General features: G+C 73.4%; 4 protein-coding genes and 1 pseudogene. 2 read left to right on the top strand and 3 right to left on the bottom strand.

Features of this window, described 5'->3' with window-relative positions; translation table 11 throughout:
* Nucleotides 1-21: 21 nt before the first annotated feature.
* Complete coding sequence (locus tag AB0G63_RS10725; RefSeq protein WP_360747478.1) at nucleotides 22-6,276, bottom strand: amino acid adenylation domain-containing protein; 6,255 nt, start codon at nucleotides 6,274-6,276, stop codon at nucleotides 22-24.
* Between the two features lie 425 nt (nucleotides 6,277-6,701).
* On the opposite strand from AB0G63_RS10725, the gene AB0G63_RS10720 reads away from it, so the two are divergent.
* Entirely contained in the window at nucleotides 6,702-8,252 is a 1,551-nt protein-coding gene (locus tag AB0G63_RS10720) for a N,N-dimethylformamidase beta subunit family domain-containing protein (protein ID WP_360747475.1), read from the top strand.
* Nucleotides 8,253-8,400: 148 nt separating this feature from the next.
* Here the strand turns inward: AB0G63_RS10720 and AB0G63_RS10715 are convergent, their stop codons facing one another.
* A complete protein-coding gene (locus tag AB0G63_RS10715) occupies nucleotides 8,401-9,957 on the bottom strand; it encodes an ABC transporter substrate-binding protein (protein WP_360747472.1) in 1,557 nt (518 codons plus the stop codon).
* A gap of 848 nt (nucleotides 9,958-10,805) precedes the next feature.
* On the opposite strand from AB0G63_RS10715, the pseudogene AB0G63_RS10710 reads away from it, so the two are divergent.
* Nucleotides 10,806-11,040: pseudogene (locus tag AB0G63_RS10710) on the top strand (IS5/IS1182 family transposase); the annotation flags it as partial.
* Nucleotides 11,041-11,204: 164 nt separating this feature from the next.
* Here the strand turns inward: AB0G63_RS10710 and AB0G63_RS10705 are convergent.
* Entirely contained in the window at nucleotides 11,205-12,398 is a 1,194-nt protein-coding gene (locus tag AB0G63_RS10705; protein ID WP_360747469.1) for an MBL fold metallo-hydrolase, read from the bottom strand.
* Nucleotides 12,399-12,588: the final 190 nt, after the last annotated feature.

The raw sequence follows: 12,588 nt of genomic DNA, 5'->3' as shown, positions 1-12,588 counted from the left end.
TGGGCCGGGGCGGTGGCGCCCTCAGAAGTCGGCGGTGAGCGAAATGTCGATCTCGTCGTCGCTCATCTGGGAGATCAGCTCCAGCAGCCGGCGCTCCACCTCGGCGGCCAGCCGCTCCACGGTGGGGTGCTCGAAGAGGTCGCGGACGGCCAGCGGGCAGTCGAAGGCGGTGCGCAGCCGGGAGGCGACCGCGACCGCCCGCAGGGAGTGGCCGCCCAGCGCGAAGAAGTCGTCGTGGACGCCGACCCGGGGCACGTCGAGCACCTCGCACCACACCTGTGCGACGACCGTCTCGGCGGGGGTGCGCGGCGCCACGAAGGCGTGCGGTGCGCGGGCGGCGGGCTCGGGCAGGGCCGCGGTGTCCAGCTTGCCCTGCACGGTCAGCGGCAGGGCGTCGAGCAGCACGAACGCGGACGGGACCAGGTAGTGCGGCAGGTGCGCCCGGCAGTGCGTGGCCAGGGACTCCTCCGACAGTCCGCTGCCCGCGGCGTACCCCACCAGGGCGGCCTCGCCGTGCAGGGTGCGGACGACGACCGCCGCGCCGGTGACTCCGGGGTGCCGGCGCAGCGCCGCCTCGGCCTCCGCGGGTTCGACGCGGAATCCGCGGATCTTGACCTGGTCGTCGTTGCGGCCGAGGAACTCCAGTTCTCCCGAGGGCAGTCGGCGTACCACGTCGCCGGTGCGGTACAGGCGCCCGCCGGGCCGGCCGAACGGGTCGGGCACGAACCGCTCGGCGGTCAGCGCGGGCCGCCCCAGGTACCCCCGCGCCAACTCCGGCCCGCCGACGAGGAGTTCGCCGGGGACGCCGTCCGGGACTGGCTCACCGAGGGGGTCCACCACGTAGGTGCGGCGGCTGCCCAGGGCGCGGCCGATGGGCACCCGGCCGGGCGGCGCGGCGTGCACGGTGTGGGCGGTCGCGGAGATCACCGCCTCGGTGGGCCCGTAGGTGTTGATCACCGGGACCGAGGGCAGGTGGGCGAACCAGCGCTCCAACGGGTCGGCGGGCAGCGCCTCCCCTCCGGTGACCAGCAGCCGCAGCGAGGTGAGGTGGGGCGCCAGCATGTCCAGGCGGGCGACCAGTTCCGCCCAGTAGGACGGGGTGAGTTCCATGACGGTCACCCGCTCCCGCGCGACGCGGGCGGCGAGTTGCTCGGGGGTCCATATCTCGTCCGGGCGGACGATCACCGTCGCCCCGGTGCTCAGCGCCGGGAGGATCTGCTCCAGGGAGGCGTCGAACGAGGTCGAGGCGAAGGTGAGCACCCGGTCCCGCGCGGTGAGCGCGAACCTCTCGCGGGCGGCGGCCACATGGGCGTCCAGCGCGTGGTGTTCCACGCCGACGGCCTTGGGCAGCCCGGTGGAGCCGGAGGTGAAGATGACGTAGGCGAGGGAGCCGGGGTCGGGGTCGTGTCGGGGCCCGTCGGGGTCCGGCCGGACGTCGCGGACGTCGACCGCCGTCGCCCCGAGCGCCGTCACCGCGTCCCGGGTGCGGGCGTCGGACACCACGTGCCGTACTCCGGCCTCCCGGAGCATGTGGCGCAGCCGTTCCTCGGGCAGCCGGGGATCGAGCGGCACGTACACGCCGCCCGCCCGCCACACGGCGAGCATCGCGACCACCGACCACACGCCCCGGCCCACGCACACCCCCACGGCGTCGCCCGCGGCCACGCCCGCGCCGGCGAGCGCCGCGGCGAGCCCGCCGGTCAGGGCGTCCAGGCGAGCGTGGTCGAGGGTGGTGTCCTCGCAGACGACGGCGGTGGCGTCCGCCCGGCCCGCGACCCGGAACCGGGGTGCGGGCGCGGCGTCCGTCCCGGCCGCGGCCAGCAGCCGGTCGCGCTCGGCCGCCGCGAGCAGCGGTGCCTCGTCGACGCGGATCGCGGGATCGGCGAGGAAGGCCTCCAGCAGCCGGCCGACGTGGTGGGCGAACCGGGTGGCGGTGGCCGGGTCGAACAGGTCGGCGGCGTACTCGACGTTGAGCGCGAACCGGTCCGGGCGGACCACGAAGGTCGCGGTCAGGTCGAACTTGGCCGAGCCCCAGGGCAGCGTGAAGTCGGTCGCGTCGAGTCCCGGCAGGCCGGAGCCGCCCGTGGAGGCGTCCTGGACATCCACCATGACCTGGAACAGGGGGTTGCGGGACAGGTCGCGTTCCGGGCGCAGCCGTTCCACCACCCGTTCGAAGGGCACCTCCTGGTGGTCGAAGGCGCCCAGGACGACCTCCCGCACCCGGTCCACCAGGCCGGCGAACGTCGGCCGCCCGGACAGGTCCGTGCGCAGCACGACGGTGTTGACGAAGAAGCCGACGAGCGGCTCCAGTTCGAGCCGGCCGCGGCCGGCGACGGGCGTGCCGACGGATACGTCCGCCTGCCCGGTCCAGCGGGCGAGCACCGCCTGGGCGACCGCCAGCAGCACCATGAAGCGGCTGGCGCCGCGTGCCCGGGCGAGCGCGTCCACGCGCTCCACCAGGTGGGCGGGCAGGTCCACCTCGACGGCGCCGCCCCGGCCGGTGAACACCGCCGGGCGGGGCCGGTCGGTGGGCAGATCGAGGGCGGGTGCGCCGTCCAGCGTGCTTTCCCAGTAGGCCAGTTGGGGTTCCAGGCCGCCGCTGTCGGCGCGCTCGCGCTGCCAGGCGGCGAAGTCGGCGTACTGGACGGGCAGCGGCGGCAGCTGTGCGCCGCGGCCGGTGCGGCGGGCCGCGTAGTGCCGGGCGAGTTCGTCCAGCAGGACGCCCTTGGACCAGCCGTCGGTGACGGCATGGTGCAGGGCGAGCAGGACGACGTGGTCGTCGTCGGCCAGCTCCCACACTCCGGCCCGCAGCAGGGGCGGCCGGGCGAGGTCGAAGCGGCGGGTGGCGAGCGCCGCGGCGGCCCGGCGCACCGCCTCCAGGCGGGACGGCTCGTCCGGGCCGGCGGGAGCCGGCTCCCAGTGGAGCGGGACGCCCACCGGGTCGCACACCTGCTGCACGGGACGCCCGTCGGACTCGACCAGCGCCGTGCGCAGCACCTCGTGCCGGGCCACCAGGTCGTCGAGGGCCTGCTGCCAGGCGGTGCGGTCCAGGCCGCCGCGCACCCGCCAGCAGTACCACAGCAGGTAGGAGTCGCCGCGGTCGGAGGTGCGGTCCAGGAACCACAGGCGTTCCTGGGCGAAGGACAGCGGCAGCGGCCGGTCGCGGTCGACGGGCACCAGCTCGGCCGCCCCGGAGGCGCGCGCGGCGCTCACCCGGGGGGCGAAGCCGCGGACGGTGGGGTTCTCGAACACGGTGCGCAGTTCGATGTCGCGGCCGAGCCGCTGGGCGATCCGGGAGACCGCCATGGTGGCGAGCAGCGAGTGCCCGCCGAGGTCGAAGAAGCTGTCGTCGATGCCGATCCGGTCCAGGCCCAGGACGTCGGCCCACACCTCGGCGACGATCCGCTCCGTCTCGTCGCGCGGCGCGGTGAGCCCGGGGTCGTCGGCGTCGCGGGTGCGGACCGGGTCGGGCAGGGCGTTGCGGTCGAGCTTGCCGGAGACGCCGACCGGCAGCGCGTCCAGGACGACGAAGTCGGAGGGGATGGCGTAGTGCGGCAGCCGGCGCTCGCACCAGGCGCGCAGCTCCGCCCGGTCCGGCGCGCGCGGCGCGTCCGGCGCCGGCACGACGTAGCCGGTCAGGCTGCGTCCGGTGGCGCGGTCGGGGCGGGCGGCGGCGGCGCCCACGAGCGGGCAGGCGCGCAACACGGTCTCGATCTCGCCGAGTTCGATCCGGAAGCCGCGGATCTTGACCTGGTCGTCGGTGCGGCCCACGAACTCCAGGTCGCCGTCGGCCCGCCAGCGCACCAGGTCGCCGGTGCGGTACAGGCGGGCGCCGGGCGGCCCGTAGGGGTCGGGCAGGAAGCGTTCGGCGGTCAGCGCGGGCCGGTTCAGGTAGCCGCGGGCGACTTCCGTGCCGCCGATGAGGAGTTCGCCGCAGACGCCGACCGGCACGGGTTCGCCGTCGGCGTCGACCACGTACACCCGACGGTCGCCGAGGGGTCTGCCGATGGGCACGCTGTCCTCGGGGGGCTCGTCGGCGTCGTACGTGGTGGCGGTGACGGTGGTCTCGGTCGGGCCGTAGGCGTTGCACACGCGGACCCAGGGGACGGCGGCGCGCCAGGCGGCGAGGGTGTCGGCCGGTACGGCCTCGCCGCCGAGGACGAGCAGTCGCAGGGAGGCGAGGTCCGCGGCCTGCCGGCGGTCCAGCGAGAGCGTCAGCTCCGACCAGTAGGTGGGCGGCACGTTGACGACGGTCACCTCGTGCCGGCGGACGATCTCGGGTACCTGGGTGGGCAGCCAGGGTTCGTCGGGGCGCATGACGACGGTGGCGCCGGTGGTGAGGGCGGGCAGCACCTGGTCGAGGGAGGCGTCGAAGGAGAAGGAGGCGAAGGCGAGCACCCGGTCGGCGGCGGTGATGCCGAGGCGTCGCCGGGCGGCGGCGACGTGGGAGGCGAGCGCCGCGTGCTCGACGCCGACCGCCTTGGGCCGGCCGGTGGATCCGGAGGTGAAGATGACGTGCGCGAGTTCGCGGGGGTCGGGCCGGTGGCGGGGGCCGTCCGCGGTCGGCGCGACGGCGGTGACGTCGACCGTGGCGGGGGCGAGTCCGGCGGCGGTGCCGGCCGTCGCCGGGTCGGTGACCACACAGCCGAGCCGGGCCTCCCGCGCCATGAACTCCAGCCTTTCAGCGGGGAGTTCGGGGTCGAGGGGGACGTATGCCCCGCCCGCCCGCCAGATGCCCTCGATGGCGGCGACCGACCACGGTCCGCGGCGCAGCAGCACGCCCACGGGGCTGCCCGCGGTGACTCCGGCCGCGCGCAGCGCGACGGCGAGTCCGCCGGTCATCGCGTCCAGTCCGGCGTAGGTGACGCTGTCGGCGCCGCAGCGCAGGGCGGTCGCGTCGGGCCGCCCCGAGAAGGCGACCGGCGCCGGCGGCCCGGACGGCCGGTCGGCGGCCCGGTGCCACTCGGGGCGGGGACGGGCCGGCGCCCCGGGTCCGGTGGGCAGGGCGCGGACCAGGTCCTGCACGGGGGCGTGGGGGTCGGCCAGGACGGCCCGCAGCAGCGCCGGGTAGGCGCGGGCGAAGGCGCGCATCGTGCCGGCGTCGAACAGCGCGGTGGCGTACTGCAGGACGGCGGCGATGCTGCCGTCCGTGCGCAGGGTCAGGTCCAGGAAGACGTCCAGCGGGGTCTCGGCGAGCGGCGGCTCGACGAGGGTCACCTCGAGGCCGGGCATCCTTATCGGGCGGATCGGGTTGTTGAGCAGGGTGAACGACGCCTGGGCGAGCGGGTGCCGGGACAGGTCGCGGGAGCCGCCGAGTGCGCCGACGACGAGGTCGAAGGGGGCCTCGGCGTGCGCGAGGTCGGCCGGGACCCGGGCGCGCACCCGGTCGAGCAGCGCGGCGAAGCCGGGCCTGCCGGACAGGTCGGTGCGCAGGACGACGGTGTTGACGAGCGGGCCGATCAGCGTGTCGGCGCCGCGCTGGGCGCGGTCGGCGAGCGTGCTGCACACGGCGACGTCGGTACGGCCCGACCAGTGGCCGAGGAGGGCCTGGTAGGCGGTGAGCAGCAGCATGTAGCGGGTGGCGCGCCGGGACCGGGCCAGCGCGTCGACGGCGGCGACCAGGTCGGCGGGCAGGTCGAAGCGGACGACGTCGCCGGAGCCGTCCCAGACGCGGGGGCGTGGCCGGTCGGTGGGCAGGTCGAGCGGACCGAGCCCGGCGAGCCGGTCCCGCCAGTGCGCGAGCAGGCGCTCCAGGCGCTCGCCGGAGAGGCGTTCGGCCTGTGCGCGGGCGAGGTCGGCGTACCGCAGCGCGGGCGGGGCGACCGGTTCGCCGCGGTAGCCTGCGGCGAGTTCGTCCAGCAGGACGCCCCACGACCAGCCGTCCACGGCGATGTGGTGCACCTCGACGAGCAGCAGGTGCTCCTCGGGCGCCACCCGGGCCAGCGTCGCCCGGATCGGGGCCTGCGCGGACAGGTCCACGGGGCGGCCGAGGCAGCGGTCGAACAGGTCGGCCGGGCCGGTCGCCTCGGTGTGTTCGAGGATCACGCCCGCCGGCGGGTCGACGACCGGCACCGGCTCGCCGTCGACGGCGGTGAACCGGGTGCGCAGCACCTCGTGCCGGTCCACGATCCCGGACAGCGACCGCTCCAGCCGGCCCGCGTCCAGGGGGCCGCGCAGCCGCAGCACCAGCGGGAGCATCGATCCGGTGGAGGAGCCCGCCAGCTGGTCCAGGAACCACAGCCGGCGCTGGGCGAAGGATGCCGTGCGGGTGTCCACGTAGTTCGGTGCCCCCTTGGGGGCCGGGCCTGTTGTCACTGTGAGCCTCCCAGCCGAGTCGTGGCAGCAGACTGCCGCCGGCCCGGCGCGGCCCATAGGGAAGAAGACGCAGCACCACCGGCAGACCGGGCTGCCGTTCCGGCCGGGCAGCGCCCGGGATTCGTGCGCCGGCGGCGCGGCCTGCCTACCGCGCGGGCTGCGGTGGGCAGCGGGACCGGCCACGGCACCGCTCCGGTCGTGCCTGCGCCGACCGGGCAGCGGCCGAAGGGGTGAACCGGCAGGCCCACGCCCGGCTCCGGCCAGCCGGTCAGCGCCTGCCGCGCAGCCGGGACGGCTCGGACAGGGTTTGCCCGGTGGTGTGCGCTGACACAGGATCGGGCTGTCGCGGCAGGACGAAAGCGCACGGAACGGACGGGATCGGTGCGATGACTGACAATCCGGACGGCCGGGCTCGTCAGGGTCCCGGTGGTCTTCGCCGGCGGCGCTTGCTCGGTGCCGCGGCGGCGGGCGCCGCCGGGATGACGGCCGCCGTACTGAGCGGCTGCGATCGTGCCGCGCCGAGTGCCCACCCGCCCGGTGCGGCGCGGCGAAGCGTCGCGGCGGAGCCCGGCTGGCAGATCGCGTCGGCCGGTCCGGCCGACGCGGTCCAGGGGTACGCGGACAGGATCAGCGTCCGGCCCGGTGAGGAGTTCGGGTTGTCCGTGTCGACCACCGCACCGAATTTCCGCGTCTCGGCGTTCCGGGTGGGCTGGTACGGCGGTGCGCAGGCCGGGCTGGTCTGGCGGTCCGGCCGGATCAGCGGGCGGATCCAGAGCGGCAGCAAGGTGAGCCGGGACACCCGGACCGTGCGGGCCGGCTGGGAGCGCAGCCTGACGGTCAACACCCAAGGCTGGCCGGAGGGCGCCTACCTGCTGCGGCTGGACGCCGACAGCGGCCACCAGCGCTACGTCCCGCTGATCGTCCGCTCCGCCACGGCCGTGGGCCGGACCCTGCTCGTGCACGCCCCGGCGACGTGGCAGGCGTACAACCGGTGGGGCGGTTACAGCCTCTACGCGGGCGCGGACGGCTCGTACGCCTCCCGGTCACTGGCGGTCAGCTTCGACCGGCCGTACGACGGGACCGGCGCGGAGAAGTTCCTGGTCTACGAGCGGGCGGCGGTGGTCCTGGCCGAGCGGCTGGGCATACCGCTGGCGTACACCACCGGCGTCGACGTCCACCTCGACCCCCGGGTGCTGCGCGGTGCGAGGACGGTGGTGACACTCGGCCACGACGAGTACTGGACGCCGGAGCAGCGCCGGTACGTCACGGCGGCCCGTGACGCGGGCACCAACCTGGCCTTCCTCGGCGCCAACACCTGCTTCCGGCGGATCCGTCTGGAGCCCGGCCCGCGCGGCGACATCCGCACGGTGGTCTGCTACAAGACCGACTACCGCCTCGACCCGTACCTCGAGCGGCACCCGACGATGGCCACCACCGACTTCCGCGCCGGGCCCGGTGCCGACCCGGAGTCCTCGCTGACCGGCGTGATCTACGAGGGCTTCCCCACCGACGCGCCCTACCGGGTGGAGAACGCCGGGCACTGGGTCTTCCGGGGCACCGGGGTGCGGAAGGGCGACCGCTTCGCGCACCTGGTCGGGGTCGAGTACGACCGGGTCGACCCGGGCTTCCCGACTCCGGCACCGATCGAGATCGTGGCCCACTCCCCGCTGGTGTGCAAGGGCCGCCACAGCCACTCGGACTCGGCGTACTACACGGCGCCCAGCGGCGCGGGAGTCTTCGCGACGGGAACGATGCGCTGGGTGGAGGGCCTGATGGCCGGGACCGCCGAGGGCGGCCGCGACCACTCGATGGACACCCGCACCAGGCAGTTCGTCACCAAGGTCACGCAGAACGTGCTGAACGGCTTCGCCACGGGACCGGCCCGCAGGTCCCGGCCCGCCCCGCGCGACAACGTGAGCCGTATCTACGGAAGCTGACCGCCCGGCTCGGTCACGCGCCCAGGCGTCGTTGCCGTCGGCGCCGGTGGCAGGTCCGCTCGGTCCAGATGACGACCGCGATCCGCAACTCCGGGCCCCCAGGTGCGGCTGTCGATGAACGGGAGCATGCAGATCGGCACCTTGATGGTCAGAGCCAGGTCAGGCGCCACAGGCGGAATGCGCCCGTGCCGTCCAACAAGTACTGGCCGCCGCCGACGTCTTCACTGGTGACGACGTACTCCTTCGCCTGCCACAGGGGGATGACCGGGACATCGTGAGCGATTGTCTCTTGCAGCTTTGTCAGGGTGCCGTCGGCCTTCGCCCGGTCGGCGTAGCCTTGGCTCACGGCGATTGTCCGGTCCACGGTCCTGCTGCTGTAACCGGTGTTCATCGTGCCGCCTGTGCCGACGAGCTGGCTGCCGAAGGTGTCCGGGTCGGGGTAGTCGGCGACCCAGCCGACCGCGTAGGCGTCGAGCGTGCCGCCCGCCCAGCGCTTCTGGAACTCGGTCCAGTGGTGACCCTTGAGTTTGACTCTGAACAGGCCGCCGGTCTCGAGCTGCCGTTTGATTTCCGCGGCCTCTTCGGCGGCGGCACCGCGGCCCTCGGCATAGCTGTAGGTGAAGTGCACCGGCAGGGTCACACCGGCCTCGGTGAGCAGTTGACGCGCCTTGCCGATGTCCGGACTGGAATAGCGGTCGAAGAAGGAGGTGGTGTGGCCGATGAGGCCCGCAGGGATGAGTGAGTAGAGCGGGTCGACGGTGCCCCCGTAGAGGGTGGCCGCGAGTCGGGGACGGTCGATCAGCCAGGCCAGGGCTTGCCGGACCCTGAGGTCGTGCAGCGGTTTCCCTTCTCTGACGTTGAGATAGAGGTTGCGGATTTCGGAGCTGGTGGTTTCCGATACGTGTTGTCCGGGGTCGCTGGGATCCAGGTCGGCGAGGGTTTTGGGGGGCAGTTGCCGGGTGGCGACGTCGATCTTGCGGCTCTTCCAGGCGCTGTCGAGGGCGCCGGGAGTGCTGTAGTAGCGCAGTTCGACGGGCCGGCCGGACCCCTTCGCGGCGCCCTTGTAGTGGGCGTTGGGCGACAGCACCACCTTTTCGCCCTTGACGTATGAGCTCAGGGTGTACGGGCCCGTGCCGTCGACCTCGTTACCGGCGCGCAGGGCGTCGTCCGGGTATTTGGTCGAGTCGACGATCGAGCCCGCCCCGGTGGCCACCTTGAAGGGGAACGTGGTGTCCGGGGCGGACAGGTTGAAGGTGACGATGCGTCCTTCGGCCTCTACCGAGGTGAGGGTGTCGAGCAGGGCCGACGGGCCGACGTCGGAGTTGATCTTCTTGACGCGTTCGAAGGAGAACTTCACGTCCTCGGCCGTCATGGGGCGTCCGCTGGGGAAGGTGATCCCGTCGCGCAGTTCGCAGCGGTAGGTGCGCAGGTCCGCGGCGACGAAGGCGCAGCTCTTGGCCGCGTCCGGTACGGGCTCGGCGCCGCCGGTCTCGAGGGTCAGCAGCGTCTGAAAAACGTTGCTGTACAGGGCCAGGGAGCCGGCGTCGTAGCCGCCGGCCGGGTCGAGGGACGTGGCGGCGTCCGTCGTGCCGACCTTGATCACCTTTCCCGGTTGCTCGTCCGACGGCAGCAGTAGCCAGCCTGTTGCTGCGACTCCTGTGAGTGCGAGCAAGCAGGCAAGGATGCGTATACGGGCCGTTCTCATCGGTATTTGTCCTCTCCGGGTCTCAAGTTCACCATCGAAACGGGAGCTCACCGGATTCGCCTCACGGTTTCACCCAGCCCGGATGCGGCCCATTTCTGCAGTGTGGAACTCGTGCCAACAGGTTTCGGTGGACACGGGCGGCGTGGTGATGCGCAGGTTCGGCCACGGGGCCGTCCACGGCTTTAGTGCGGCAGATCGGCAGATGCCGCTGATCTCCGGCCAATGGTTCGACCAGGAATCCGGCGACGGGACACCTGATGCGGCGTCGAGCTCACCGGCCTCCGACACCCGGAGGAGGTCACCGGTGGCATACAGGCCGCAGACGGACACCTTCAAGCCCGGGCAGAGGCCGCGCAGGACGTCCAGCAGTGCCGGGACCACCGGTGCGCTGCGCGCCCTACGCTCCCGGAGTCCCGGATTACGCACAGCATGCGCAGGCGGCGCAGCTCCAGATCCATCAGTACACCTCGCTGTGTGGCGGAAACGGCAAGCGAATTATGTGTGTGCGCCGATTCCTGTGGGGCCCGGTCGCACTCCTTCCGTGAAGTCTTATGCCGGGCCTGATGGTTCTGTTATGACCGGGACTATTGCCATGGCGGGGCCCACGGGCCTTGACCCCTGATCTCGGAGACACGAGACACTGGATCCTGAGGATCTGAGAACGGACATCTCGTGGTCATGGTGAACTGTCCGCCGCGGTTCAAGGCGGACGCGGTCGCGTTGCGCTTTCACGACGCTGAGCCGTGACAGGCGAGCGGGGATATTTCCGGTGCGACGATTCTTACGGCATAAAGGCGGTTGGCGCTTGCGGAGGATCATGGCGACCGGGGCCCGATGGGCGGCCGGCCTACCGGGGCGTCGGCGGCACGGTCCGCGCCCCGTACTGGGGCAGGTGGGAGACCCTGTCCGCAGGCCAGAAGGCGGTGGACCGGTCCCACGCGAAGATCTGCGCTCCTGTCGAGCAGTCCGTCGCCACCCTCAAGTCCTGGCGGCTCCTTCGCAAGCCGCGGTGCTCAACCAGCCCAGCCGGATCACAAACTCGTCCGGGCCGTCCTCACCATTCACCTGGCCGGCTCGGAGTGAGGACGGAAACGCTCACCGGCCGGGCAGCGCGGCCGAGCACTGCCCAGGCCGCCCCTCGTGCAAGCTCAGCGCGGCACAATGCGGGTGCGGACGACAGCCCGAGGAGGGACCTTCGGGGCGCTCCAGCATCCGTGCCATCTGGCCGAGCTCGTCCCCGACCGACGTCACCGCTCACCCGCAAGGTCGAGATCGCCCCTGCTCGTCTCGACCACACCCTGACCGCTCCGGGGACGGCGCCACGGACGGGCGATCGGACCGGACACCGCCCGCCACCACGCCTCCACCGGCAGCTTCCCCGTCGGCTCGAACGGCTCACCCGGCCGCGGGAACGCCACCGCCTGGCCGACCTCCTCGGCCGCGGCCAGCGTCCACTCCCCCGGCTCGGCCCAGGCGTGCGGGGCGAGGTTGAAGGTGCCCCAGTGGATCGGCAGCAGCACCCCGTGCGGGGCGCCGCCCTGGAGGTCCAGGTGGGCCCGCAGGCCCTCCTCGGGCGTCATGTGGATGTCCGGCCAGAACTCGCTGTACGCGCCGACCTGGATCATCGTGACGTCGAACGGGCCGTGCGCGGCGCCGATGTCCCTGAAGCCCTCGAAGTAGCCGGTGTCGCCGCTGTGGTAGATCCGGTGCTCCTCGCCGGCGACGGCCCAGGACGCCCACAGGGTGTGCTGGGTGTTGCGCAGGCCGCGGCCGCAGAAGTGGCGGGCCGGGGTGGCGGTGAGCGTGAGCCCGCCCACCCTCGTCTCCTCGTGCCAGTCCAGCTCGCGCAGCCGGGTCGCGGAGACGCCCCAGTGCTCGAGGTGGGCGCCGACGCCGAGCGGCACGGCGAACAGGGTGTCCGTGCCCGCCAGCGCCTTGATCGTGGGCATGTCCAGGTGGTCGTAGTGGTCGTGCGAGATGACGACGACGTCGACCGGGCCGAGGGCGGCCAGCGGCAACGGCATCGGGTGCAGCCGCCGGGGACCGACGAAGGAGAACGGGGAGCAGCGCGCACCCCACACCGGGTCGAACAGCACCCGTCGGCCGTCGATCTCGGCGAGCACGCCGGAGTGGCCCATCCAGGTCACCCTGAGTCCGGTGGCGGGCGGCGCGGCGATGTCGGCGAGTGTGGTGGGGTGCACCGGGACGGTGCCCCGGGGAGCGCGGCGGGGCCGCTCGTCCCTGTCGAAGAAGACCTTCGCGAAGTCGAGCGTCGAACCGGAGGGCCGGGTGCGCGCGACGCCCCCGGGGTTCTGGAAGACGCCGTCCTTGAAGTGCGGTGATCTGCGGATGCGCGCGAGTCGCTCACCGCTCGGGTCCGCGCCGAAGGCCGCGGGCCGCAGCGCACGGAGCCCGGAGCTCAGGGGACGGGAACCGGACACGGGACCTCCAGGTCGGATCGGAGGCCTTCCATTATGGTCGGCCCCGCCGACAACGCTTTGTTCGCCGGGCCCGGCGGGGGCTTTCCAAGGAAAGACCAAAGATGCGGCGGCGGCCGGTACGGACCGGCCCCCCCCGGCGCTGCCGGCTTCAGTCGGGGGCGGCCGCCGGCTCCACGTCGGCAGGTTCCCG

Origin of the sequence: Streptomyces sp. NPDC020996 (assembly GCF_040641355.1) — a bacterium.
Classification (GTDB): domain Bacteria; phylum Actinomycetota; class Actinomycetes; order Streptomycetales; family Streptomycetaceae; genus Streptomyces.
Note: the sequence above shows the minus strand (reverse complement) of the source record. Positions and strands in the feature narration are given on the sequence as shown.

Coding starts and splice junctions, on each gene's coding strand:
- AB0G63_RS10715 (WP_360747472.1), bottom strand. CDS start 9,957: ATGAGAACGGCCCGTATACGCATCCTTGCCTGCTTGCTCGCACTCACA.
- AB0G63_RS10720 (WP_360747475.1), top strand. CDS start 6,702: ATGACTGACAATCCGGACGGCCGGGCTCGTCAGGGTCCCGGTGGTCTT.